Source organism: Bdellovibrio sp. SKB1291214, from assembly GCF_002209355.2.
In the GTDB taxonomy this organism is placed as follows: Bacteria; Bdellovibrionota; Bdellovibrionia; order Bdellovibrionales; family Bdellovibrionaceae; genus Bdellovibrio.
In genome coordinates, this window is sequence record NZ_CP106855.1 from 2,772,301 (window position 1) to 2,797,753 (window position 25,453).

General features: G+C 43.8%; 24 protein-coding genes. 9 read left to right on the forward strand and 15 right to left on the reverse strand.

Features of this window, described 5'->3' with window-relative positions; all coding sequences use genetic code 11:
• Positions 1 to 45: 45 nt before the first annotated feature.
• The 5 genes from B9G69_RS13730 to B9G69_RS13750 form a co-directional block, all read right to left on the reverse strand.
• Positions 46 to 786: a pseudouridine synthase gene (locus tag B9G69_RS13730; protein WP_088614593.1), complete on the reverse strand. Its 741-nt coding sequence runs from the start codon at positions 784 to 786 to the stop codon at positions 46 to 48.
• The gene (locus B9G69_RS13735) at positions 783 to 1,172 is read right to left on the reverse strand and encodes a 6-carboxytetrahydropterin synthase (RefSeq protein WP_088614594.1); all 390 of its coding nucleotides are present in this window, start codon (positions 1,170 to 1,172) and stop codon (positions 783 to 785) included. The genes B9G69_RS13730 and B9G69_RS13735 overlap by 4 nt, the downstream gene beginning before the upstream one ends.
• Complete coding sequence (locus B9G69_RS13740; protein WP_088614595.1) at positions 1,169 to 1,915, reverse strand: SDR family NAD(P)-dependent oxidoreductase; 747 nt, start codon at positions 1,913 to 1,915, stop codon at positions 1,169 to 1,171. The genes B9G69_RS13735 and B9G69_RS13740 overlap by 4 nt, the downstream gene beginning before the upstream one ends.
• A 121-nt stretch (positions 1,916 to 2,036) precedes the next feature.
• A complete protein-coding gene (locus B9G69_RS13745) occupies positions 2,037 to 3,245 on the reverse strand; it encodes a C1 family peptidase (protein ID WP_254916776.1) in 1,209 nt (402 codons plus the stop codon).
• Positions 3,246 to 3,400: 155 nt separating this feature from the next.
• Positions 3,401 to 3,736 (reverse strand): hypothetical protein, encoded by a 336-nt coding sequence (locus B9G69_RS13750; protein ID WP_141096881.1) that lies wholly within the window; start codon positions 3,734 to 3,736, stop codon positions 3,401 to 3,403.
• Between the two features lie 77 nt (positions 3,737 to 3,813).
• Between B9G69_RS13750 and B9G69_RS13755 the strand changes: the two genes are divergently transcribed.
• The gene (locus tag B9G69_RS13755; protein ID WP_088614597.1) at positions 3,814 to 5,010 is read left to right on the forward strand and encodes an IucA/IucC family protein; all 1,197 of its coding nucleotides are present in this window, start codon (positions 3,814 to 3,816) and stop codon (positions 5,008 to 5,010) included.
• Between the two features lie 51 nt (positions 5,011 to 5,061).
• On the opposite strand, the gene B9G69_RS13760 is transcribed toward B9G69_RS13755, so the two are convergent.
• The 3 genes from B9G69_RS13760 to B9G69_RS13770 are packed head-to-tail and all read right to left on the reverse strand — an operon-like array spanning position 5,062 to position 8,960.
• Complete coding sequence (locus B9G69_RS13760) at positions 5,062 to 6,267, reverse strand: EAL domain-containing protein (protein WP_088614598.1); 1,206 nt, start codon at positions 6,265 to 6,267, stop codon at positions 5,062 to 5,064.
• Between the two features lie 11 nt (positions 6,268 to 6,278).
• Positions 6,279 to 7,769, reverse strand: a complete 1,491-nt coding sequence (locus B9G69_RS13765; RefSeq protein ID WP_088614599.1) for a peptide ABC transporter substrate-binding protein — start codon at positions 7,767 to 7,769, stop codon at positions 6,279 to 6,281.
• A gap of 24 nt (positions 7,770 to 7,793) precedes the next feature.
• Positions 7,794 to 8,960, reverse strand: a complete 1,167-nt coding sequence (locus B9G69_RS13770) for an acyl-CoA dehydrogenase (RefSeq protein ID WP_088614600.1) — start codon at positions 8,958 to 8,960, stop codon at positions 7,794 to 7,796.
• Positions 8,961 to 9,155: 195 nt separating this feature from the next.
• Between B9G69_RS13770 and B9G69_RS13775 the strand changes: the two genes are divergently transcribed.
• Genes B9G69_RS13775 through B9G69_RS13800 form a run of 6 tightly spaced genes read left to right on the forward strand, consistent with a single transcriptional unit; the run spans position 9,156 to position 14,745 of the window.
• The gene (locus B9G69_RS13775; protein WP_088614601.1) at positions 9,156 to 9,821 is read left to right on the forward strand and encodes a site-2 protease family protein; all 666 of its coding nucleotides are present in this window, start codon (positions 9,156 to 9,158) and stop codon (positions 9,819 to 9,821) included.
• A 45-nt stretch (positions 9,822 to 9,866) separates the two neighbouring features.
• On the forward strand, positions 9,867 to 11,204 hold the full coding sequence (locus B9G69_RS13780) for a segregation and condensation protein A (protein ID WP_088614602.1): 1,338 nt from the start codon (positions 9,867 to 9,869) through the stop codon (positions 11,202 to 11,204).
• Positions 11,205 to 11,206: 2 nt separating this feature from the next.
• Entirely contained in the window at positions 11,207 to 12,754 is a 1,548-nt protein-coding gene (gene scpB / locus B9G69_RS13785) for an SMC-Scp complex subunit ScpB (protein WP_265437792.1), read from the forward strand.
• On the forward strand, positions 12,711 to 13,289 hold the full coding sequence (locus B9G69_RS13790; protein ID WP_254916778.1) for a hypothetical protein: 579 nt from the start codon (positions 12,711 to 12,713) through the stop codon (positions 13,287 to 13,289). The genes scpB and B9G69_RS13790 overlap by 44 nt, the downstream gene beginning before the upstream one ends.
• Positions 13,286 to 14,203 carry an HTTM domain-containing protein gene (locus tag B9G69_RS13795; protein WP_088614603.1) on the forward strand — a complete coding sequence of 306 codons (918 nt, stop codon included), beginning with the start codon at positions 13,286 to 13,288 and terminating at the stop codon, positions 14,201 to 14,203. The genes B9G69_RS13790 and B9G69_RS13795 overlap by 4 nt, the downstream gene beginning before the upstream one ends.
• 50 nt (positions 14,204 to 14,253) lie before the next feature.
• Entirely contained in the window at positions 14,254 to 14,745 is a 492-nt protein-coding gene (locus B9G69_RS13800) for a hypothetical protein (protein WP_088614604.1), read from the forward strand.
• On the opposite strand, the gene B9G69_RS13805 is transcribed toward B9G69_RS13800, so the two are convergent.
• From B9G69_RS13805 to B9G69_RS13820, 4 genes are all read right to left on the reverse strand, one after another.
• Complete coding sequence (locus B9G69_RS13805) at positions 14,729 to 15,697, reverse strand: hypothetical protein (RefSeq protein WP_265437793.1); 969 nt, start codon at positions 15,695 to 15,697, stop codon at positions 14,729 to 14,731. The genes B9G69_RS13800 and B9G69_RS13805 overlap by 17 nt on opposite strands.
• Positions 15,684 to 16,682 (reverse strand): ribonucleotide-diphosphate reductase subunit beta, encoded by a 999-nt coding sequence (locus B9G69_RS13810; protein ID WP_088614606.1) that lies wholly within the window; start codon positions 16,680 to 16,682, stop codon positions 15,684 to 15,686. Before B9G69_RS13810 ends, B9G69_RS13805 begins: the two co-directional genes overlap by 14 nt.
• A 99-nt stretch (positions 16,683 to 16,781) precedes the next feature.
• Positions 16,782 to 19,205 carry a ribonucleoside-diphosphate reductase subunit alpha gene (locus B9G69_RS13815; protein ID WP_088614607.1) on the reverse strand — a complete coding sequence of 808 codons (2,424 nt, stop codon included), beginning with the start codon at positions 19,203 to 19,205 and terminating at the stop codon, positions 16,782 to 16,784.
• 526 nt (positions 19,206 to 19,731) lie between these two features.
• Entirely contained in the window at positions 19,732 to 20,733 is a 1,002-nt protein-coding gene (locus B9G69_RS13820; protein ID WP_265437794.1) for a TIGR01212 family radical SAM protein, read from the reverse strand.
• A gap of 34 nt (positions 20,734 to 20,767) precedes the next feature.
• On the opposite strand from B9G69_RS13820, the gene B9G69_RS13825 reads away from it, so the two are divergent.
• Both B9G69_RS13825 and B9G69_RS13830 read left to right on the forward strand, forming a co-directional pair.
• The gene (locus B9G69_RS13825) at positions 20,768 to 21,541 is read left to right on the forward strand and encodes an MnmC family methyltransferase (protein ID WP_254916780.1); all 774 of its coding nucleotides are present in this window, start codon (positions 20,768 to 20,770) and stop codon (positions 21,539 to 21,541) included.
• A 58-nt stretch (positions 21,542 to 21,599) separates the two neighbouring features.
• Positions 21,600 to 22,319, forward strand: a complete 720-nt coding sequence (locus B9G69_RS13830; RefSeq protein ID WP_088614608.1) for a substrate-binding periplasmic protein — start codon at positions 21,600 to 21,602, stop codon at positions 22,317 to 22,319.
• Here B9G69_RS13830 and B9G69_RS13835 read toward each other — a convergent pair.
• The 3 genes from B9G69_RS13835 to B9G69_RS13845 are packed head-to-tail and all read right to left on the reverse strand — an operon-like array spanning position 22,316 to position 25,451.
• A complete protein-coding gene (locus B9G69_RS13835) occupies positions 22,316 to 23,605 on the reverse strand; it encodes a hypothetical protein (RefSeq protein WP_088614609.1) in 1,290 nt (429 codons plus the stop codon). The two genes, B9G69_RS13830 and B9G69_RS13835, sit on opposite strands and share 4 nt — an antisense overlap.
• Positions 23,602 to 24,669, reverse strand: coding sequence for a hypothetical protein (locus tag B9G69_RS13840; protein ID WP_088617099.1), 1,068 nt, complete (start codon positions 24,667 to 24,669; stop codon positions 23,602 to 23,604). Before B9G69_RS13840 ends, B9G69_RS13835 begins: the two co-directional genes overlap by 4 nt.
• The gene (locus B9G69_RS13845) at positions 24,666 to 25,451 is read right to left on the reverse strand and encodes an outer membrane beta-barrel domain-containing protein (protein ID WP_088614610.1); all 786 of its coding nucleotides are present in this window, start codon (positions 25,449 to 25,451) and stop codon (positions 24,666 to 24,668) included. Before B9G69_RS13845 ends, B9G69_RS13840 begins: the two co-directional genes overlap by 4 nt.
• Between the last annotated feature and the right edge of the window lie 2 nt (positions 25,452 to 25,453).

Here is a 25,453-nt window from a genome sequence, read left to right on the forward strand (position 1 = left end):
TAGGATGCCCTTTATAGGCACCCTAAAATCTGTAATCCGTGACTTCTAATCAAGGGACTCATCATCCTCTAGGAAACGCCATTTGCCTTCGGGGAGTTTTCCTAGGCGGATGTTTCCGATGCGCACGCGTTTAAGGCCCGTGACCTTTAGGCCCACAGCCTCACACATGCGACGGATTTGGCGTTTCTTTCCTTCTTTAAGGACGAAACGTAATTGATCGTCATTGATCCATTCAACACCGGCAGGCTTCAGCTCCTTACCGTCTAAAGTCAAACCATGGCGTAGGAGCTTTAATTTATCGTCAGGCAAGTGACCTTGAACACGAACGATATATTCTTTCTCGAGCTTCGTTTCTTCGTTGATGATCTTTTTAGCGATTCGACCATCCTGTGTGAACAATAACAACCCTTGAGAATCGATATCCAGGCGTCCTGCGACTGCGATCCCTTTCAGGTGTTCTGGTTTTAAGCGCTGCTTGGATTCACCGAATTGGTTCTCTGGTGTGATTAAACGAATAGCAGGGGTGTATTGAGGCTCTGGTTGCGCAGATACGTATCCCACTGGCTTATTCAAAAGAATTGTCGCCAGACGTTTTTGCTGCTTTAAGGCTTCCGCTTCCAAGGTGATCTTTACATCAGGATCTACTTTCGTTCCCAATTGATCGATTTTTTGACCATTCACCATCACCAATCCACGAGAGATGTAATCATCAGCCTCACGGCGAGAGCAAATGCCTCTTTCAGCCATTAATTTCGACAGGCGTACTTTTTCTTTTTCTTCACTCATGGCTGAATCTCCGTCCAAAGGTCACTAGTTTCATACAATTTGATGTGGGCGATTTTATTCGCAGGCACATGCTCTTTTAATTTTTCCTGAAAATACAAAGCGATATTTTCAGTGGTGGGAATCTTAGTTTTAAACTCCGGGATCACAAAGTTTAAGTGCTCGTGATCTAAAACTGCCGTCAAACTTTTTAAAAGCGCTTTATACTCTTCAAGCTTTACTTGAAGCTCGCCTTCGGTCAGATGAAAACCTACTTCAAGTGTGTAATTATGCCCATGACCGTGTTCCGTAAAACATCTGCCGAAGTTCTTGAGGTTTTCCTCTGAACTCCATAAAGGCTGATGATAAAGATGCGCGCTGGAAAAGCCGCTTTTTAAAGTTAAAATCATGCGTTCGTAATTCCCCCGTCAATTGCTAAGGTAGCTCCTGTTGTCCAGCTGGACTCGGGGCTGCCAAGGAAGTAAATTGCTTTCGCAATTTCTTCTGCCGTCCCAATGCGACCCAGCGGCTGCATAGGATTCATCGTAGCGATCGCTTCTTGGCGTTTTGATTCTTCTAAAGCATGGAAAGAGTGGATAGGAGTATCCACAATACCTGGTGCTACACAGTTCACACGAATATTAAAAGCACCGCCTTCAAGGGAATTGCTTTGAGTCATGTTAATCATCGCAGCCTTCATCGCGGAATAAGCGGATGTTGCCGCTGTGGGTTTCAGTCCCAACGATGACGAAACGTTGATGATCGAACCGCCGCCATGTTGTTTAAAGTACGGGAAAAAGGCGCGAGTCAAGCGAACGGCACTCATTAAGTTAACTTCAAATTCTTTTTGCCACAGTTCATCCGAGCCTTCTTCGGTGGAGTGTACATCAAAGATTCCAGCGTTGTTGACCAAGACTTCAACTTTATGAATTGTTGTGGACGTGATTTCGCCGATGCGTTTGTTAAGGGCAGGGACGTCGGTTAGATCGCAACTCATCAATGAAGCGCCTGCGCGACATTGGACGGCGACCTCTGCCAAGCGATCCTTATTGCGGCCCATAAGGTAAACGAAGTAGCCGTTTCTGCCAAACTGAATAGCTGTCGCAGCTCCAATCCCTGAGGATGCACCTGTGATAACGACCGCTTTTTTCATAAAATCACCTCTGACTCAATTTTGGACTCATGCTAACAAAGGTCCTGTCCGATAGGAAGTCATGTCATTGCGCGAAGCTGCTACTATCGGTTTAAAATACTTCATTTTCGGGACAGCTATCTTAGTGGCCTTTTACGGACATTTTTAGACTCACTCCAGGATTGTACTCTGAGTAGGCAATACTCTTAGCAAACGCTCTAAAGTAATCGTCATACATGTGGTAATAGCCATCGTCACCTGAGGCTGTACCCCAACTGTTTTTAATTTTCCATTTTAAGATCTTACCTGTTTGTGGGTCACGCTCATATCCAACGATCTGCACGGCATGACCGCCATCGTTTTTGTCAAATTGCTCCCGCAAAGTACGCGTTAAAGGTTTTGCATAGGAGGGCGTATAGAATGCACGGATGGATAAAATGCCCGATGGTTTGTCGACATACTCCGCATGATGCTCATAAGCTAAGTAAACCATTTGCCCGCGATCAATCAGTAGGGCTGCGGTCGCTTCCACCGTGTTTAAGTCGGTGTAAACCTTCGTGTCTGACTTGACTTGTTCTGCATATGGCATTCCTTTGCGATTTGCCAGAACAATCATTTGTTTTTGCGGACCTTCAAAGAACGAGAAATATTCCTTTGCAAATTCTTGTGGAGTCCATTGTTGACCTTTCCAATTAAATTTCGAAGGCAGTTCACCGACGAAATCATTGAACAAGGATCTAAGTTGTTCCTCGCCGTGCGCTAGGGCTTTTTGTTTTTCCTCCGGACTCTGCGCCTTTGCTACATAAGATTTGGTGCGTGCGATGATATTTTCAAAATACTCTTTCATCTTTTGCGCCGTCGGATTTTTATAAAACTCTGTCTTAGGGGTCCAAACGCTTTCGGGGATCACGCCGAATTCCAAAATGCTGTCGCGAGAATTGAAGGGGCCCGCTCCCAAATCAATATCAGCCCGATTTACAGAGTCAGGGCTATTATCATTCATTTGCATCAATGAGCGAGTTAACAATTGCTTGGCGCTGAGATAATGGTTTGACAGAGGCATGACATCACCCGTGCGACGAGTGTAGGTCTTTTCAATAGAGGCAAGCCAGGAGTGCAAATGGCATGTACCAAGATTGCATTGGTTCTTTACTTCCACCTCTTGCGGAATTTCTTTGGTGTAGTGTGTGTTGTGTTTGAAGTCGGAGCGAAGTGAACCCCAGGGTGTTCCGGAGAACACATGTGCGCAAACCGGGGGCTGCGCATTTACGGCAGAGAGTTGACCATATGTTAGACATAGGAATAACCCCAAAGCCGCCGTTAAATGATTTGCGCCCAATTTCCAATTCATGGGATTTTGAAAGAGCAAGGGCAGGGCCACCAGATTTGTATCAAATTGAGAAATAAAAAAAAGCCAGGATGGGAGTCCTGGCTTTAACGGATTTGGAATTCGAAATAGTAACGAGTTCAATATACTCCGACGGAGATCGGAGTTTAAAAAATAAATTAAGCGGCTTTACGAGCTACGAACTGGTAGTACTTCTTATCGAAGTCTGCAGCTTTCGCGCCTTCTTTAGTAATCAAACCTTCTTTGAACCACATGAAGTGTTCAGCGCAGAAGCTAGCTTTTTCAGCTTTCTTTTTGCAGCCTTCGCCGCAGCATTTTTCAGCAGCAAGAGATACTACGTTATTTGGAATTTGTTTTTCAAACTTTTTGTCAGCCATCTGAGTGACCCCCGTTGTAAATCTTAAGCTGGTTAAATGTCTTAAGACATAGTGCTTATCGGCGTTGGTCTTATCGACTTGAGTCGACCTAGAAGAAAGTTCTAATTTCTGGACCATGGTATTACGTGATCTCAGAATGAGACGCTGAAATACGATGAGAAACAGCTGGCGAATATTTTGCTAAGTCATAAAGTATGAAGTGGTTTTCGCTCATCATCTCTATCTTAATGGCATTGCCTGCATTTGCTGACCTAGAACGTTGGCAAAAATGGGAAGTCGAGCGCAATGACTTACAGTCAAACGAACAACTCTATCATAAGCTTCCTAATATTCAGGAATTAAAGGCGTATCAAACTAAGACACTTTATATGGTGGAAGTTGAACCTCGATTTGTGGATTTTATTCATGCTCCCGGTTTGGAGGGAGTTCCCAATGAGCTTAGATCTGCTGATGGCAAAATTAAATTTTTCATTCACCCATCATCCTTGCATCTTTTCAATGAGCTCATTTCCCACGGAAAGCTTACTAAGGTTGAAGCAAAGCCAACTACTTCCCCACGAACGTTTTTTGTGAGCGATCTGCTGGTGAAAGTTTCGTTGTCAGATAAAATCAACGGCGCGATCCGAACCGTATACCCTCTGCAAATGCAACGAGCAACCGCCGTCAGTTCTGAATTATCAAAAATTCCAGAGGCACTTCAAAAAGAGCACTCTTTTGGTTTTTTACAAGAGCCTTTAGGTGTTTTCGATAAAACACCCAACAGTCCCTTTGGCTTTTTAATTAGAAAAATCCCCCAAGATATTAAAAACGGACAAAACACGTTGGTACCCCTGTTGTCCTATGTCGCTAAAAACCAAGGCGAATCACTGTTAGAGCAAGATGCAAAATCTCAAGGGAAGTCTTCCTTAGAGATTGTTGAAAAATCCCTGATACCCGCTCTGACAAAGAGCTACGCTTTCGCCGTATCAGAAGGTGTCGTGATCGAGGCTCATCAACAAAATACTTTGTTAGAACTTGATTCCAAAGGTCAGTTCACCGGACGAGTTTTTTATCGAGATCTGGATGGCGCAAGAATTGACTTTGAATTAAGAAAAAAGATGGGGCTATCAACTGATCTTTTAAAGTTACAAGATAGTGGATGGATCTTTGACTTAGAAAACTTGCAGAAAATCCGTGAAACAACAACCGTTCCGAAAGGTCGTCCTGAAATATGGTCGCCCGTTGCCGAGAAAGCGTTTCAAATGTATCTATTAGGATCTTCGGTGTATTTGCTTAAAAAAGCCGTCGAAAGCCAAAAAGGCTATTCGCCATTTAAAATAGATAAGATCATTGATGAGGAGCTTCAAAGAATTCCTCATTCTGTAAACAGTTGTCGATCCGTATTTCGTTAAAGAAGCATAATGCATCAGCGCGCTACTCCGGCACTGCCGGAGGGTGTAAAGCTAAATGAGTTGCATAAACGCAAAGTGATCCACTGGTTTGGAAAACAAATACCCTTGGCCATACTGCGCACCCAAAGTTTCAATAACCAGGGCTTCGTCTTGGTGTTCGATACCTTCTGCGATAATTTCAAAAGACAATTCACGAGCCAAATAAATAATACCACTGACGACGGCTTTAGATTTTGGATCACTTAAAACTTTCATCACGAAGGATCGATCGATTTTAAGATAGGTGATCGGCATTTGAGTTAAATACTGCAAGCTTGAAAATCCCGTACCGAAATCATCGATAGAAATCGCGTAGCCATGTTGACGGCATTTATGAAGAGTTTCCAGGGCCAGAACCCCATCCATCATCACACGCTCTGTCACTTCCAGTTTGATGTTCTTAGCATCCAATCCTTGTTTTTCACGAAGATCTTCCAAGTTCTCAAGAAAGTCTGAGTGAGTAAACTGACGTCCCGAGATATTGATACTCATCATGAACTCATCAGCTTCTTTGATTTTACCCTTAGCCTTCAGATGCTCTTGGATAATTTTAAGTTCTTTCAAAGCCGCATTGATAATCCAGTGGCCGATAGGGATCACCATGGAAGAGTTTTCGATCACATCGATAAAAACATTCGGGGCGATTAAGCCGCGAGTGGGACTTTTCCAGCGAAGCAAAGCTTCACAGCCTTTTATTTTTCGAGTTTTAAGTTCAACGATGGGTTGAAAGAACAATTCAAATTCTTTGTTTTGAAAGGCTTGGAATATTTCGTTTTCCAATTTGATCTGTTGAAGTGCATCAGCAGCGCCTTCATCGCTTCCCATCATGCTTTCAATCTGCATGTCGGCAATTTTTAGTCCGCTGTTTAAATTGGCAGTGGTGTTACGACGAAGTCTTTTTAATAAAACACGCATGAGCAATTGCACGACAGTGTCGGCCATTGAAATACGCTCTAAAAGCTGCTGTTTAGTAACGATACTTAAACGGACATCTTCAAGGGCTCTAACGGAAGCGGAGCGATCTTGGTTGTCGATCAGTGACATCTCGCCGAAAATTTCTCCTTCGCCCAAAATAGAAATCGGAATTTCATCTTGATCTTTGGAAAGGTAAACAAGTACACGACCTTTTTCGATGATGTAAGCGCAGTCGCCTGCGTCGCCCTCATTAAAAACGACCTGATCTTTCAGAATATCAACTGATTGAGGTAACAATGTCATATGGATACATATTAAGGTCTTGGATGTAACTGCGACAAGTCCAGCTGATTCATTTGATTGAATTTCCACCCAACAAACTCGGGCTTGATCAGCATTGCAAAGTCAAAGGCTCCCAGTGGGATGATCAAGTTCCGATCCATTAAAAACTTTACGCCTGTGAGACATAATTTTTTTTGTTCGCTGGTTTTTGTGGCACTTCCCAATTGCTCAAGGATCTTATCGAACTCAGGGCTTCTTAGATCGATGTAATTTTCAGGAGAGTGACTGCCAAATGTTTCAAGTGCTGCTAAGCAAGTGGGGCGATCAGGAGCAATACCTTTGCGAAAAATTGCCGGAGGACTGGTTTGAAGCTCATTGAGGAAGACTTTGTTTTCCTTCATTTCTAAATGAAGACGAAGGCTGGCATTTTTCTGCCATTGAGCTTGCATCCACTCTGTAGCACGCTTGTGGTCTTCACCGCCTAATGATGAAAACATCAACGTGAATGTTTTATCGCTTTTTATTTTCTTCACCTTTTTTAAATCATAATCGAAACAAGGAGCTTTTTCTGGAAACCACGAATCGGGAAGTCCAGCACAGCCAGGTCTGCCTTTGGAAGAAAAAAGCTTTTGAAGTTCTGGGTAGTTAAGGGAGTAAGTCAAAGCTTTACGAGAGTCCTCGTTTTTCTGCAGCTCCGGTCCAAATCCCAAATAATCAAAGCGTAAAACAGAAATCCAATGAAAGTCTGAACGGGATTTGAATTTTGGAATGAACAGGGTTGGTAATCTGCGCAGCAGGTGCAATTGTCCTTTTTCATAAAGCTGCAAAGCCACAGTGTCTTCTTCGATAAATAGGAATTCGACGAGGGGTCTTTGTGGGTGACCCCCTTGATATTTAAAGTTTGGTTCAAGCACGATTTTTTGACCTTGCGACCACTCCTTAATTTTATAGGGACCTGAGTAAACTTTTACGTCCTCTTTACTGGGAGCTATCAGGAAGCTTGCTAAATTAAATTCAAAGTCCGGAGCATTGCCTTGAAACTCAAATCGCAAAGTGAGTGGATCGGGTGCGATGACACCCAGAGTGTCGATCTCTTTAAGTCCTTTGTATATGTCTTCTGCATTTTTGATCTTAAACAATAAATCAGCGCGGGGGGCTGCAACTTTTGGATTTAGCATTCTTCTATAAGTACGTAAAAAATCTGCGGATGTGAGCGGGGAGCCATCACTCCATTGAAGGTCTTTCTTGAGCTTACAGACCAAAGCATGAGATTTTTCGCGAGAGCAGGAGCCAAGATCTGGTACCAGTCCCTTCTCGTTGTCATAGATATAAATATTACGGAAAAGATTTGCTAACAAATAGCTGGAGGCAGAGGACTTCTGGCGATTGGGGTCCATTTGATTGGGCTCACCAGCCAGATGCAGTCTAAAAACAAAAGGTGCTGACTTTGAATCAGCACCTTTGGCGTCTTTATAAATAGAAACAGAAACAAGAATTAAAAGTGCCGGAAGAATGCGTTTCATCCGACCATTTTGCGTCTCGCCGGACTATTTGTCCAATTCCATTTTAGCGATCGTTTGAAGTTGCATATTCGTCGTACCTTCATAGATTTGACCGATTTTTGCATCTCTCCAGAACTTTTCAACTGGGTATTCTTTAGTGAATCCGTTACCGCCAAACAAATCGATCGCCTTAGAAGTGATCTTTTCAGCTGCACGTGAAGAGTATAGTTTTGCCATGGCTGCTGACTCGATGAAATCAAGGCCTGCATCTTTCAAACGAGCGGCATTGTAAACCATCAAACGAGCGGCTTCCAATTCTGTGCGCATTTCTGCCAATTGGAATTGAACGCCTTGGAAATGAGCGATAGGTTTGCCGAATTGCTCACGACCTTTAACATAATTCAAAGCAGCTTCGTATGCGCCTTGAGCGATACCGATCATTTGGGCACCGATACCAATACGACCTTCATTCAATGTTTCGATAGCAATTTTGTAGCCTTTGCCAACTTCGCCAAGGACGTTCTCTTTTGGTACTTCGCAGTTTTCAAACAACAATTCGCAAGTCGAAGAAGCGCGGATGCCGAGCTTGTCTTCTTTTTTACCAACTTTGAAGCCTTTGAAAGATTTCTCTACGATGAACGCTGTGATGCCTTTGTAGCCTTTAGCAGTGTCGATGTTCGCAAAGCAGATGAATACGTCAGCTTCGTTACCGTTTGTGATCCATAGTTTTGAACCGTTCAAAACCCACTTATCACCTTTATCTTCTGCTTTAAGTTTTAATGCGAATGCATCAGAACCAGAAGAAGATTCAGACAATGCGTAAGCGCCCACCCATTTTGAAGCCATGGCGCCTAGGTATTTTTCTTTTTGCGCTTCAGTACCCCATTTAAGGAATGCATTTGTAGTCAGAGTATTTTGTACGTCTACAAGAACAGAAACTGAACCGTCTACGCGACCGATTTCTTCAACAGCCAAGCAAGCCATTGTGAAAGTGGAACCTGCGCCGCCGTATTTTTCTGGAGTCTCGATACCCATCAAGCCCATTTCGAAAAGCTTTTTAAGGATGTCTTTGTTCATCTCAGCTTTTTCGTCCATGTGTGTCACATGGGGTTTGATTTCAGATTCTGCGAAGGCTCTCACAGCATCGCGGAAAGCTGTTTCGTCTTCAGATAGTGTTGTCAGAGCTGGACGTGCGTTAGTTACGTCAGACATGGTTTCTCCCTCATTCGTTATTTAACAAGTCCGAAGACCATATCCAGATCATGATTTTTATTCAAGAGGCAGGGCGGAACGGAGCTTTTCTCTTAACGACGTGTGTTATGATGGTTGCACTTATTATGTGCAAATGACGTCTCACACTAGACAAGGGTCTAGGTTTGCCGTCTAATCCTATGAAGGTAGATATATATGGATATTGCAGAAATCGGCGCCAAGATTGGCATTTATTTTATCCCATTTCTTTTTGCATTGTGCTTTCACGAGTTCGCGCATGGTTGGGTTGCGCGTCTTCGCGGAGATAACACAGCAGAACAAATGGGTCGTCTATCAATGAACCCCTTGGTTCATATGGATATGATAGGTACATTCATTTTGCCATTGGTGTCCATTGTATTGGCGACCCCGATTTTCTTTGGTTGGGCAAAACCAGTTCCCGTGAATTCTCGAAATCTTAAAAATCCCCGGGTCGATATGTTTTGGATCGCACTTGCGGGTCCCCTTTCAAACATCTTGTTAGCTATTATCGCAGCGTTTCTTATTGGATTCTTAGCGAAGTTCTACGCTGCGGGCATTTACTTCAAACCGGTGTTTGAAATTTTAAAAGCATTTTTGATGACAAATTTGTTCCTGGCGTTTTTCAATATGATCCCGCTTCATCCATTAGATGGCGGTAAAGTGCTCGCAAGATTTTTGCCAGCCCAATTGAATTACAAACTAGAACAGAACGAACAAATCACCAGCATGATTTTGATGGGGTTGGTTCTAACGGGGGCGTTGCGAATTTTGGCAATCCCTGTTTTTTGGAGTGCACAGAATTTACTTACGTTGGCTCTGGCTGGTTTCGGAATTTCATAACAAGAAATTTCAATCATTCAGGACGTTTTAGAGGGGAACGGCTTCATGAGTATTACAGTTCAATTGCCCAAGTTTGAAGGACCACTGGGCTTATTGCTTTATCTAATCCGTAAGGAGGAGATGGACATCATGGATATCAAAATCCATGAGATCACAAAGCAATACTTGGATTATATCCGCTTGATGAAAGAATTGGATTTGGAAGTGGCCGGCGAGTTCATCGCGATGGCATCTACTTTGATCCAGATCAAATCACGCATGCTTTTGCCTCAATACGACGAAAATGGGGAAGTCGTAGAGGTGGAAGATCCGCGTAAAGAACTTGTTCAAAAACTTCTCGAATATCAAAAATATCAAGAGGCTGCGAAGCTTCTTTATGATCGTCCACTTGTGGGCCGTGACGTTTGGTTGCGTGGAACTCGCGAGCGTTTGGATGAAAAAGAAGACGAAATCATTCTTGAAGACAACGCTTTGTTTTCTTTGATTTCTTCTTATCGCAAAGTTTTGCGCTCTATTAAAAAGAAAGTCCATGAGGTTAAAGCGAAAGCTCAATCTATTTCTAGCCGCGTGTTGGAATTGAAAGACTATCTTATCGTGGGCCGTAAAGTCACGATGATGGAGCTGGTAACAGCGACTGAAGATCGTGCGCGCCAAGCTTTGATTACGTTCTTGTCTTTGCTTGAACTTGGTAAAATGGGCTTTGTGGGTCTTTACCAGTCTGAAGTTTATGCAGATATCTGGGTGGATACTAAGAAGCCTATCGAAACAGACGTTTTGTCACGCGTGGAAGAGTATGACTCTATGGGTGCTGACAGAATCGCTGAGCAGATGATGGCCGACGCTAAAAAAGCAGATCCAACCGAAGATCTATTAGATGAGAGTGCAGACGAGGCTCCTGCTGAGCAATCTGCACAAATGAGTTTCGGTGAAACACCAATGGATTTCACAGCTGGCATGTCTGATCTGACAGCAGAAATCGCCGGTATGGATGCTGAGCTGGACTTCTTGGAAAAAGAAGAAGGCACCGTAGAATTAGCATCTGATGAAGAAATCCTAGCGGCTGAGGGTGAATTGTTCGCTGAAACAGTTGAGACAGCAGTTGAAGAAATGACCGCAGAGTCAGAAGCAGTTGTTGCAATGAATGAGGAAGCTGTCGCGGAAGTTGAACTTCAAACCGAAGCGTTAGAATCACCGTTTGAGACAGTTGCGGAAACAATCTCTGAATCTTTTATTGAAACAGAAGCTCAAGAACAACTTGAAGAACAACTTGAAGTAGCGACATTCGAACCCGCGGAAGCGGTGGCCGTAGTCGCTGCCGAAATGGTTGCGACATCTGAAGAAAATATTATTGATACTGATCCTAAGACCGAAGCTGAGGCGTAGAAATGTCTAAGAAGAAAAAGAACTCCAAAAAGAATAAAGAAGTTTTAGACACAGAAGTGATGGAAAACGATGTTGCCGTGGCAACGGAAGTTGAAGCTGAAGAAGTCGCTTTCGAAATGGCGACTGAAGAAACAGCCGAGGCTTCTGCAGAAGGAATTTCTGAAGAAGCATCTGATGAGTTGAACGAACTTGACGGTATCGAAGCTGATGCTTCTATTTTCCTTCAAGAAGAGGAAGAGTCCGAAGGATTCTTGCCGGAAGCAACCGACGAAGAAACTGCAGAAATGGAAGCATCTGAAGAGACTTCAGATGACGTCTCTGTGGAAGGCACAGAGCTTGATGGTTTTGAATCTGCCGACATCGAGGAAGTAGAATTCGTCGACGAGGAACGTCTTGAGAGCATCGTTGAAAGCGTTCTGTTCGCTTCAGATCGTCCGGTTTCTTTGGCATCCTTGAAATTGCTATTCAAAGGCACCAATATCAAAGGCGACAAGCTTCGTCGTGTTCTTGATCAATTGGCTGTGGAATACGCGGGTGGTCGTCGTGGTGTTACTCTGGAAGAAGTTCCAGGTGGTTACCAACTTCGTACTAAAGTTGACAATATGGACTTCCTAAAACGTACTTTGAAAGCTCGTCAATTCAAGCTTTCTGGTCCCGCTTTGGAAACTCTTTCTATCGTGGCTTACAAGCAGCCATGTGTGAAATCAGATGTGGATGAAATCCGCGGTGTCGAGTCTGGTCACTTGTTGCGCGCTTTGATGGAAAAAAATCTGGTAAGCTTTGAAGGTAAATCAGACCTTCCAGGCCGTCCTATGCAATATGGTACAACTCGCAAATTCTTGGAAATCTTTGGTCTAAGATCATTGAAAGAGCTTCCAACTTTGTCACAAATTGATGAATTGTTGCCAGAAGGTATGGATGAACAAATGGCGGAAGAAAAACCGACATTGGCGTCTATCACAGATTCATTGGTGGCTTCTGATGTTGAAAACGTTTCTTACTCTTCAGGAGAAGATGAATTGATGAAGATCTCTTCTCAACTTGAAGAAATCACGACGTCATCAAACTTCTTTGAAGAAGAAAAACGTCGCCAAGCTGAAAAACGTGATCTTGAGCGCGCACAAAATATCCGTGAAGCACTTGCGATGGATGAACCGGTACCAACACGCGATGCGAATTGGTTGAAAAAATACGATGATGCTTTGGCGGCGGGAACGACTTTGGTACAAATCAAAGCAGCAGAAACTGCAGCTAAAATGGCAGCATTGAAAAACGGTTCCGCAAATTCCAGCGAGGGTGGAGCTGAGGATTCGGTAGCGGCTGAGAATACAGGGGCTACTGAGGAAATGTCTGCTGAAGCTGAGTTAGAAAATGAATTGACTGCAGCCGAAGAAGCTTTCGACAATGATGAAGACATCGAGATGGCTTCTGACGATCAAATTTATGCTGATAACGAAGAAGGGGAGTCATCTGATGAAGACGAACTACCGTTCTACGGAGAGGCGGATGAGATCGATGGTGAAGGTGGAGAAACTGAGGCCGCTACTTAAGATCCTGGCAAGTGTCTGGATCGTTTATAATATCTTTTCTTTGATGGTGATGCCCAACGTGAGTTCTTACTTTGGGCGTGTCACATCTAAATTTGTGGGGCCTTACGCGAATGTTGTGGGGCTTAATGTCGGCTGGAATTTCTTTTCTCCAGACCCAGCACAGCCCATGTATCTTAAAATCGTCGTGAATTATCCATCTCAAGAGGATGGGGGTTATCGCGAACCACTCATTACCTCGTATCCCGATCCCGAAGAAGACGCGAAGGTTCCGGGACTGACTCGCAAAAGAGAATGGGCGGCGATGCGCTTTATGGTGATGGACCCGCGTCGCCTGACGCAAGTTTTCGGTCCATGGCTTTGCAAGAAGTATCCCGATGCCGAAAGCATCGACATGGAGCAAGTCGTAGATGTGCTGCCACTTCTGGATAACGCCGTCTTAAATAAAGAAGTCAATTTATTAGAAATGTCCCAAGAGCGTCGTTTCGCCAAAGCTTCTGTTCGTTGTGGCGTGGCGGGTGACGAGGAGATTCTATGAAGCATCTTCAATTCCAAATCAAACGAGCTTGGGCTTTGTGGGATGAGTTTTGGTTTGCTCCACAAAATCTTTTAGGTCTGGCATTTATGCGTGTCGTCTTGTGTGGAACTTTGTTCTACATGAGTTTTATGCGTTTTTTTAATATGTGGTTTTTCACCGATGCAAGTTGGGTCACAAAAGAAAAATCACTGCTGATTTTGCCAGAAATAGGTCGTCCGATGTGGGATTGGAATTTCTGGTCGGATGCTTACAACGTTCCAATCAACATCCTGGTTGTGATTCTGTTTGCTCTTTTGACTCTGGGAATCGGGGGCCGAATTTTAATGCTCCTTGCCTGGGTCATCAACATCGGCTTTATCTATCGCAATTATCCTGTTCATTTCGGTGCCGATGTTATCGCTTCATTGTTTTTGTTCTATATGTCTTTTACGAATTCCTGCGAGCGTTTAAGTGTGTTGAATTTGATTCGCAAAAAGAAATCATTCAAACCTTCTGACGCTTTGTCGAGTATGATGATTCGTATGATGCAGGTTCAGATCATTGCGATTTACGCCTACACGGGTTGGGAAAAACTTAAGGGTGCCAGCTGGTGGGATGGAACCGCTATGTGGAGTGTCCTTGCAAACCCGCAAATGACCACGGTGGACTTCAGTTTCCTTAGGGACTTCCCCTGGATCCTTCCCATTATTGGCTATATGACGATTATTTTCGAAGTGTATTTCCCTCCGATGGTGATCTGGCATAAAAGCCGCCACGTGTGGCTTTTGATGGGCTTTGTTATGCATATGGGAATTGGTTTATTCATGGGGCTCATGCCCTTTGCGACTATAATGCTTTCCACTTACTTCTTGTTCCTAAGCCCCATCGCTTTGGAGCAAAAGGTTGTCTCAAAACTAGACTTTTCCAAGAATTGATTTAGTTCTGGTCGCTCCCTCGCTTATTCTAAAGGAACGGGGGAGTTTCTATGAAGTCCGATTTATTCAAATTCGCGACCTGCTTCGCGATGATGGCGGTGCTGGCATCTTGCGCGCCAACATCGGATAATTCTCTTTTGACGGATGATCCATCAAATCCAAACTCTCATACTTTGAATACAGACCCTTCATCCACAGAGCTTCAGCTGGTGGCTGATACTTATAATCTGGGTACGATCACTTCCGCTCGCTACTTGGAGCTAAGTGGCGCTTGTTATGCTTCTACATTTCCTACTCACAGAATCACGATCACAGTGAATAATGTGACGACGGCCGCTGCGAACTATTACGATATGAAAAGCACATTAACGACAGGCTATGGAACGTGCCGTAATGGTCGCTATAATATCGTGTTAAAGGGTTCAGCATTAAGCACGGGATCAAACACGATTGTTCTAACTTTAACGGGATATGATTCAAGCAACGTCGCTTCCACAAGCGGGAATGCTGTGTCCCGCTATGTCGTTATAAGATCAGATTAAAATCATCTCTGAGCTTTTTAGTCGCTTCCAAATTCTTGGTGTTGATCAAGATGGTTCCTTTTAATTTCAATTCACGAATATGCGTTGCTCTTCTTTGCGGTGGCAGGGAAGGCGTTGTTAACTCCTGAAGGGTGCTGTTGAAAGGCGTTTTCATCAGGCTTTGTTCTTGTATTGAGTTCGCAGTTAAGGCCGTTAATATCTCTATAGACAATTCTTTTTTATCAGAGGCCTCTGGAATAGCGGCTCCCCACACCAACAGGGCGCTCAAGTCATCCTGGATCGTTAGGTTAGAATTGCTTTCGTTCAAAGGAAGTTCGCTCGCACCTTCACGCTGTTCGTTAGTCACCAGGCGATCTAAGGGAAGCGTCAGGATCTTTTTTTGTTGAACCAAAGTTAATAAGCCTTTGTCCTGCCAGATTTGAAAATGGCTTAAAAGCAAATCTTCATCGTTCAATAGAAACAGAGTTGTCGCTTTTTTATCTTTTAAAAACTCTTCGAAAGTTCCATTAGAGGCTGTTTTAAATCCTGTTTTCATCCAGTACAGCGGATAAAAATACAAACTGCGATTCGAAATAACAGGCGCCAGAAAATCAGGAGCAATTCTTTGAGAGAGGGAGTTTTCTGCAGAGATATGCAAAAGATTTTGCTGTTTTAACGTATTGGCCCAGTACGAAGGCAATAGTAAAATATCTTGGGCCGGGCTTGCGATAACTTTTGCTTGGATGGAATTCCAATCACGCGTGACCGTGACCTCGAATTTGATCCGAAGATCGTTTTCAAGTTCTTCTTGGATGCTTTTTGGAAAAAGAGATTCGTCAGTGATCAGTACGCGAACCTTTGTAGGTCGCAGGACGTAGTCCCTAGAAATGCCTTGGGGCAGGTACCCGTGTAGGAAACCCACCCCCATGCATACTAAGAATAATACAACCCAAAGTAAATTAGAACGCCTCATCGAAAGTCACAGAGCCGCTGATACCAGTTTGGTAAGCTGATACACGTCTTTCGAAGAAGTTGGCAAGTTCTTGCATATCTTGCAGCTCCATGAAGCCAAACGGATTTTTCACGTTATAGCGAGGAGCAATGCTCAAGCTTTCAAGGCGTTGGTCTGCGCAGTACTCAAGATACTGACGCATATCTTTCGGAGAAAGACCCGCGACACCCAATTGCAAAACGTCATTCGCAAATTCCATTTCGCATTCGATAGCATCTTCAAGCATTTGAACAACCATGTCTTCCATTTGAGAGTTGAAAAGATCTGGTTCTTCTTGGCGAGCTATTTTGATAACTTCGATGGCAAATGCCATGTGCATAGATTCATCACGGAATACCCAGTTTGTGCCAGATGCAAGACCTTGCAACAAACCTTTGGAACGCAAGAAGTACACGTAAGCGAACGCTGCATAGAAGAACAAGCCTTCAACGCAAGTTGCAAAGCAGATCAAATTCATCAGGAAACGACGACGATCTTCTTTCGTGTTCAATTGCTCCAGTTCGTTAATAGAGTCGATCCATTTAAAGCAGAAATCTGCTTTCTTTTTGATGGAAGGAATGTTGTCGATCGCAGCAAATGCTTCCGCGCGCTCATCTGGATTTGGGATATAGTTATCCAACAAAGTCAGATAAAACTGAACGTGCAAAGCCTCTTCGTAAAGTTGACGAGACAAGTACATGCGACCCTCTGGAGAGTTCACGTGTTTGTACAAGTTCAACACAAGGTTGTTGCCAACGATAGAATCACCTGTCGCAAAGAATGCCACCAAGCGAGAGATCAAATGTCTTTCTGCCGGAGTCATTTTTGAATGAAGGTCGACCAAGTCTGTAGAGAAATCGATTTCATCCACAGTCCAAGTGTTCTTGATACCGTTTTTGTACATTTCGTACATAGTTGGGTATTTCATTGGACGAAGAGTTAAATTAAAGCCTGGATCTAGAATCATAAAAAGTCCCTAAAAGTTTTTCCGGCGATCGGCACCGGTGCCCTTTTTAGAGCTGAAAGCCCCCCTCGGACTTTCAGCTCTGCTTAGCTTTCGCTAAGATTACTGACAAGCTTCGCAAGCCTCTGGATTTTCCAAAGAGCAAGCGATTACTTCTGAGTCTGTGTAAGTCTTTTTCGGAGCTGCTGCTTCCTGAGTCGCCGCTGGAGCTGCATCCATTGTGTTTGCAGCGCTAGTCGCCAAGCCCATTCCGTTATTAGAAGCTTTCACAGTTGTTTTTGCGATTTTCGTCGCTGGACGAGAGCGCAAGTAATAAGTCGTTTTCACACCCTGTTTCCATGCATACATGTACATAGAAGACACTTTTCCGATTGTCGGACTTTCCATGAACAAGTTCAAAGATTGAGCTTGGTCAATGTAAGCGCCACGAGCCGCAGCCATTTCGATCAAGGACTTCATTGGAACTTCCCAAACCGTGCGGTACAATTCTTTCAATTGAGGTGGGATCGCCGCGATTTCATCAATGGAACCATCGTTCAATTTGATTTCGTTGCGAAGATCTTCAGTCCAAAGGCCCATCGCTTTAAGATCTTGTACCAAGTACTTATTGATCTGCATGAATTCACCAGAAAGTGTTTCACGTTTGAACAAGTTAGATACTTGAGGCTCGATCGCTTCGTAGCAACCTACGATAGAAGCGATAGTTGCTGTTGGCGCAATCGCGATCAACAAAGAGTTACGCAAGCCGTGTTGTTTGATCTTCGCTTTTAAAGCATTGAAACGCTCTGGTTGGGAAGGTGTCACACCCCAAAGATCGTATTGCAACAAACCTTTAGCTGCACGAGTTTGTTCGTAAGCACCGTGAGGACCGTGTTTTTCAGCGAGTTCACAAGAAGTCAAAAGAGCGTTGTAGTAGATCTCTTCTTGAATTTTCGCTGACAATTCACGAGCCGCTTGAGAGTCAAAAGGCAACTTCAATAAGAAGAAGGCATCTTGAAGACCCATCACACCCAAACCAACTGGACGCCATTTGTGGTTAGAGTCCTTAGCTGTTTCAATAGGGTAGAAGTTGATATCTACCACGCGGTCCAAGTATTTCACTGCTGTGCGAACAGTTTTCGCCAGTTTTTCAAAGTTGAATTGGCCATTTTCGACATGACGACCCAAGTTGACAGAACCCAAGTTACAAACTGCTGTTTCAGAGTTTGAAGTGACTTCCAGGATTTCTGTGCACAAGTTGGAAAGATGGATCACATTACCAGCTTCACCAGTTTGGTTGGCTTTCATGTTGGAAGCATCTTTAAATGTCATCCAGCCGTTACCAGTCTGCGCAAGAGTTTTCATCATGCGAGAGTAAAGGTCGCGAGCTTTGATTTGTTTAGAGTACAATTTAGCGGCTTCCGCTTTTTCGTAAGCTGCTTCGAACTCTGGACCATAAATGTCTACAAAGTGAGGAACTACGCGCGGGTCAAACAAAGACCACATACCGTCCGTTTCAACACGTTTCATGAACAAATCTGGAACCCAGTTCGCCAAGTTCAAATTATGAGTACGTTTTGCCTCGTCACCTGTGTTGTCGCGAAGTTCAAGGAATTCCTCGATATCAGCATGCCAAGTTTCCAAGTACACGCAGGCAGCACCTTTACGTTTACCACCTTGGTTTACAGCGGAAACAGATGAATCCATTGTTTTCAACCAAGGAATGATACCATTAGAGTGACCATTTGTCCCTTTGATCAAGGAACCACGAGAGCGGATGCGAGAGTAGGCAACACCAATACCGCCTGCGAATTTAGAAAGCAAAGCGATGTCTGTGTACTTATTATAGATCGCTTGCAAGTCATCTTGTGGAGAATCCAAAAGATAGCAAGAAGACATCTGAGGGCGCAAAGTACCAGAGTTGAACAATGTTGGCGTCGAAGCCATATAATCGTGAGAAGAGATCAAACGATAGAACTCGACAGCTTCCTCAACTGTTTGAGCCAAACCACAAGCCACACGCATAAAGAAGTATTGAGGTGTTTCAAACACCTGACGTGTTGTTGGATTTTTCAACAAATAGCGATCGTAAACAGTTCTCAAACCGAAATATTCAAAACGGTCTGTGCGGTAAGGCTCGATAGCCGCGCAAAGAGCTGCTTTGTTGGCTTCAACGAAATTTTTAGTATCTTCGGACAGCAAACCCGCTTGGAAACCAAAGTTTACAGAGTCTGCGAAAGATTGGATTTTTTGAGAGCGAACTTCTTCGTCTACATATGTGCTCAAAAGGCGAGCCGCAAGGCGGGAGTACTCAGGCTCTTCACCGATCAACAAGGAAGCAGTGGAGATACAAAGGTTGTCGAGCTCATTTGTCGTCGCACCATCATAGAGACCACTGATAGCTTTCGTAGCTACGCGAAGCGGGTCCACTTGAGTTAGACCTTGGCAATTACGAGTCACACGTTCAACGATCTTCGTGACGTCGACTGGTTCAAGAGTTCCGTCTCTTTTCTTAACTCTCATGATGTGAGCTGTTGTTTCCAACATGTTGCAAATCCCCTCTGCCCAGTTCCTTTTGGGCAAAAAAATCCCCGCTAAATTTTGCCCCTCGCAAAAAATAGTCATGGTTTAAATATATAAATATGTAGATTGGTTGAGACTGAGTGCTAATCCTTAGCTTTGAGTCGTTGAAACATAATGTTTGCCTTTCGGCTCCCATTTCATTTCACAAAAACGTCTACTACCTCCCTGTGTTACCCCTATATCTAGGGGCTGGTCCCGGGTGCCTCGTCAATAAGGCGGGTGTCGATCTCAATTCAACTTTGTAATTCTTTCGGTGAAGTTGCAAGAGTATTTTTTCAAATAACGCCAACTTTTTTGTGACGTTGCTCATCATTTAAGCAGATTTATCGCGGGTGTTGACTCGTCTGTCCTGCGAAAAAAGAGTGCAACTAGGCACCGTTTCCCGAGTGGAAAAGTAACGGATAGCGGTAAATGCCCGATTCCTCGTTGATCGACCTGTTATTTACCTGTCGTCATCTTACAGAAACTTAAATTGAGTCAAAACTTAAGACTAGGTCGCGTCCACGCGGCGGGATTTTTTTAGCAAAAACGCCTGAGCAGCAGAATCCATGTCAGAATTTGCCGTAAAAAGTTGGGATTGGTAAGAGCCATGAGCGCGCAAATGATCGATGATCGCCTGATGTGTACCCATTTTATTTTTTGTCCAAGCAGGAGCCACTAGTTCATCCCAACGGGACGAGTAAGCTGCCAGACGGTGCAAAGCAAAGCGCGGTGATAGATGCTGCAAGAACAGTTCTACACGACGAGTGTAGGTTTCTTGATCGATGGGAGAAAACTCTCCGCGATGATACATCTCTTCCAAGGGGGTCTGTTTTAAAACGTGTAAATTGTGAAGTTTCACGTTTGTGATCGGCAACGTATTTACGATCTCAGCCGTTTTAATAATACGTTCATCGGTTTCTTGGGGACTCCCAAAGATCAAGTGGATGCCTAAATCCACCTTCGTATTTTCGGCAATCTTATGAAGAGCCTCTAGCGATGCTTCCGCTGTGTGACCTCGACGCATGAACTCCAGCTCATCATTAAAGAAGCTTTGAACGCCCATTTCGACCGCTACAAAAGATTTCTCATTGTATTCATTCCAAAGATCTAAGACCGACTTCGAAAGGCAGTCCGGGCGAGTCCCCAGCGTAAAGCCTTTCACCCAGGGATAAGAAAGTGCGATATCAAAGTTATTACGAAGTGCTGAAACTTTGGTGAAGGTGTTCGTGTAGGCCTGAAAGTAAATCAAAAACGCCTTTGCATTATAGCGTTTGGAAATATGGTCATGGTACTTTTCGATTTGAGTGCGAAGCTCCATGGTCATGGCTTCAGCATTTGCGGCAGAACCCCACACATCACAAAAGACGCAGGTCTGCATGCCCTTTAACCCCATGCGGTTTGGACAATTATCAACGACTGTGACGGGGATCTTATAAACCTTCTCGCCAAAGAGTTGATTGTAGTGCTCGCTGATAGTGTGGTAGGGAAGTCCTAGCCAGCCTTTTTCCATAGGGCGGTTATGGGTTCTATTTTGCGGGAAGTCAATGATTGAGGAAAAACCACTGAAATCATGGGAAGATATTGGATTTGAGATCGAAATTACCAAAGATCAAAGTCCCACGCTGCGCCTTTTGGAATCCTTAGATCCCGCGAAACCCTATGGCGAATCCATGCACCACTCGGGCGGCGCCAGCACCGAAACAACATATCTATACGGCAGCGTCGCAGCCACCGTTTTAGAAAAGATCAAGAACCCTCATTTTATGGTGGTGGGTTTAGGGCTTGGCTATATCGAAATGAACCTCGCCCGCGAAGCTCTGAAGCAAAATAAAACAGTAGGTCTGATCACCAGCTACGAATCTATTCCTGAGCTGCGTGAATTTTTCTATTTATGGCTGCATGGTAAGCAAGACCAACTTCATCAAAATGTCGCGAAAGTATACGACGAAGCACTTCGCCACGTTTTAATCGGCACCGAAATCACCCCACAACAGTTAAAGTCTTTCTTGAGGGATCACTTTGCGAATCTGACGGATTTCCATGGCGCTCTTAATGAGGATGTTCAATTTATTTCTCGATATCATGGTATTTTCTACGATGCTTTTAGTTCTAAGACTCATCCGCACCTTTGGGGCGAAGATTTTTTAAATCGTCTGTTGTTGCAATCTTCGGCAGAGACAAGCGTCCTGACAACCTATGCTCTTAAATCGAATTTAAAACGAGCACTGCGTGCGCAGGGTTTTACTGTGACGGAAAGAGAGGGTTTTTTCACCAAACGCGGATCAACACTGGGAACTCGCGGTTATCCAGAAATTTAGTTTATAAACAGAATTTGTTTGCTAAAGCGCAGTTACCCGATGTTAACTTAGTGTTGCCATGAAAATTCTGTGCTGGGTTCTTCCCTTATTTTGTATTGCTGGTTCTGTGGAAGCCAAGGTTGCTAACCTTGTGACTTTTCCGATTCCTTTATTAGTCGAAAACAAAGAAAAAGGTTTATTCATCGATTTGACTCGAGAAATTGCGAGTCATGTAAAAACCAAATTCCGAGTTCAAGTCTTGGCGGCAAACAAAGCCAAACTGGCTTTTTTTAACGGCAAGGTTGAGGGATATTTTCCCGGATTGGACAACTCCGTCCCTAAAGACGCCGTCAGAACCATTCCATTTTATGTTCGTACCAATTACATTTTCTATCGCGAAAATAAACCGTTTAAAGAGTTAAAAGACCTTTATGGAAAAAATGTCGGCCTGACTTTCCGCTATCATTATCCTTCGCAAATCCAAGACAACACCAAAATTAAATTCAGTTACGCCGAAGACGACATCGCTAATATGAAAAGGCTTGCAGCCGGTGACATTGATGCCGTTATCGTTGAAGAGCGCTCGGGTCTGCGCGCCCTAGAGATCAGTAAAGCCAAGGGCGTTAGCTACAGCAAGGAAAGTCCTGTTTCCAATCAAGATTGCTATTTTGCTTTTAAGAATGATCAAGAAGGTCGAAGTCTTCAGAAAGAATTCAATGTGGCTTTAGAGAAAATGAAAGCCGATGGAAGTTTGCAAAGAGTCCTGAATCAATCAGAACCCTTTGCCTTCAAAAACTAATTATTGCTTGCGCCGAATGGTGCAGGAACCAAGTCTACAGCAAAGCGTGCGCCTTCTGTGTATTGGTACTTGATATCGCCCGAAAGTTTCACAGTATTTGAGCTCGCGTCGTATCTCCAGCCACCGTTGCCTTTGTAAGGAATCAGCTGGCCTTTGCCTTGAGCTAGCTCTTCTGGAGTACCGTAGCGGACGCGAACCATCAAATTCCCAGATTCGTCGATACGAGGAAATTGGCTTAAACCGATTTCTTTTTCCAACGTTTTAACTGTGATCGAATCACCCATGCGACCCAATTCAGTGCCGAACTTTTCAGAAACGATGTTCATGATATACTTTGAGCGAATTTGCGCTGGGTTGCCACTGCCTTCATTCGCTTTAATAATCATGGATTCCAAACGATCCGGACCGAAACCTTCTTTACAAGAGCCATTGTTTTTACCGTTCGTAAAGCATTCTTTGTGATACGTAGGGTGAACGCGTAAGCCGTAGTCTTTGTATTGATCTGGGGTATTTTTTGAAACCAATACACCATATACAGAAACTTTATCTTTTTTGCCGCCTTTGAAATCAATCAAAGTTTGCGCCATTTGTTCAGGAGTGATGCCAGCATCAGCGTCATCAGCATCAGTCAAAAAGATTACAACTAATTGAGCGTCGTCACGGAAGAAGCCTTCATTTGTTCCACCACGACCAATGCGTTGTTGATTTAGCGCAGCGGCAAGGGGAGTGAAGAATTCTTCAGTTTCCGGACCACCCATTTCATATCCCGCAACTCCAACTTTTAGAGTTGAAGCAAGAACTCCAGCAGAATCCTTTTTAGTGACAAAACGTTCAGTCGAATCGGTTCCTGCGATGGTTTTTGCAAAACGAAGTTCGCCTTTTTCAAAAGCGTCTGCCTTTTTGTAACCTGGAGCTTTAGGGTCATTCCAGTGTTTTCCATCCCAAGTAGTCACAACACCGATATGGTAGTCGATCATCTTGTTACTTGTGATGCCACTTGTGAAGCGATTTAAGTTTTTGATCAAGTTCGCTTGCGCCGTCTTCATAGAGTCGGAGTTGTCCATAACGAACAGGATATCAACGCGGGGGTTGAAGTCGAGTTGGCTTTGGCCGCCGTCCTCAGTAATCCAATTGAACTGCTGGTCAGCAATTGTTGGGTAAACTGGGATTTTAGCTTTTTGGTCTTGAAGTTCTTTTTGTGAAAGCATCGTTCCTGATTCTTTTGCACAAGCAGACAGAAGCAAGAATGCCGAAAGATAAATGCAAAGAGCTATAAGTGGTTTCACATTTTTCTCCTAACGTTCTGAGCGCATGACTTAGTCACAACGTCATATTTATCCAATTCGTCAATCCATGGACGGCCGTCATCTTTAAAGACCAATTGGTCAGAGTTCGTCTCTTGGAATTTACCTTCAGAGTAAGCAGAGTCCGCTAGTTGTTGGTCGGTGTGAACGCGTTGAATTGCTTCCACTTCAACCAAATTCAATTTGCCGATGATGCGTTTGTTTTCAACTGTTTCATCTGCTGCCAACTGTTGCATACGAACTTTCATATTTACGAAAGACTCTTTATTGATTTGATCCAATTGAGTTTGCAAAGTTCTTTGTGTGTTGTTAGCAGCCAAAACTTCCATACCTTTTTGGCTGGCTTTAAAGCGAAGCATTTGTTTTTGTAATTCCAAGTCTTTATAGAAAAGAACTGGAAGCTTCAACATAGAGTCGCCCATGTCTGCCGCTGTCAAAGGGAACTTATCGGCTTTTTTCAAAACGTTTAAGAAAGCTTCGTTGAAGCCTTCTTTAGACAAAGCTTGAACAGACGCGATACGATCGCGTTGTTTTTCTTTGAATGCTTGAGTTGTTTTGAATACAGACTTGTAATCACAAATCTTTAGCTCTGCCAATGATTGCAAGAAGTAAGCTTCTGCATTTACAACTTCCGCAAATTGCGGGCTGATCAAAGTTTTGGATTGAGCCAAAGCTTTTTCAGGACTGTTCATACGGAACTGAGCCCAGCCTTTTTCTTCAACAACTTGGAACCAGTAATCAGAACCACGTGGAACTTCATTGTAAAGAGCAAGAGCTTGAGAGTATTTACCTTGGGCAAATAACTCACGGGCTTTTTTAATTTTGTTTTTAGCGTTGTTATCATCTTTAGAGATAGCAACTTTGCCTTCTAGATTTTTAAAGTCCAACAACTCTAATGTCTTTTTGCCGGATTTGTCAGCTAAGGAAGCTTCCAGGGAATTTCCCCAGTCCTTGACTGAAAAACGCTCAGCAGCCAAAGCGTTGTGACCAACACTTAAAGCCGTGACCATTAGAAGTTGAGAGACTAGCGACGTTTTGGAAATCATAAAATCCATCCAAAGCCAAGGTTGCCAGTTACTACGTCCAAAGAACGCTCACCTGTTACTGGTTTGTCAGTGTAATTCATGTAGCGGATCTCAGCGCGAGCCGTTAGATGTTTAGACATCCAAGCGCCAATACCAAGACCAGCTGTGTAAACCGGAGTAGAACCGCTAGACAAAGTGATTTGACCACCGCCACCAAGTAAGTACATGTCAAACTGAGTAACGCCGATATCCATGAAAGATGTCTTACCATAGATAGGGTACCAGTTGATAACCGCCATCAAAGCGCTTTCAGGATAATCGATATCCACTGCATAAGCACGGCCACCAGCTGCGTAGTTTGCCTTTGCTTGATCGAAGATGCGCTTACCTTCTGGTGTCAAAGAGTTACCGTAGTCATAGTATCGTGCACCCAAAGACCAACGAGGAGTGATGTGGAAATCAAGGGCTGCGCCCAAAGCTTGAGTTTTCGTGTAAGCGTCGCCACCGAAATTCATTCCGTAGTTTACACCAACCTCTAAGCGATTGCGTCTGTCAACGATACGCTCTTGAACGATACGAGAGCGGCTTTCAGACTTGATATTTTGAGCCATATTCATCAATTGCTCATTGCCTCCCAAAGAGTCGATATCACTCGTTACATCTGAGTTATCAACTGGTGCGGCTTGAGTTTTAGTAACAGCTGCTTTTTTAGGAGCAGTTCTTTTCGCAGGGGCAGCGAATGTGCTCTGAGAGCAAAGTGCGATGAACAAGAATGTTGCTGAAAGGAATTTAACGTTTTTCATAA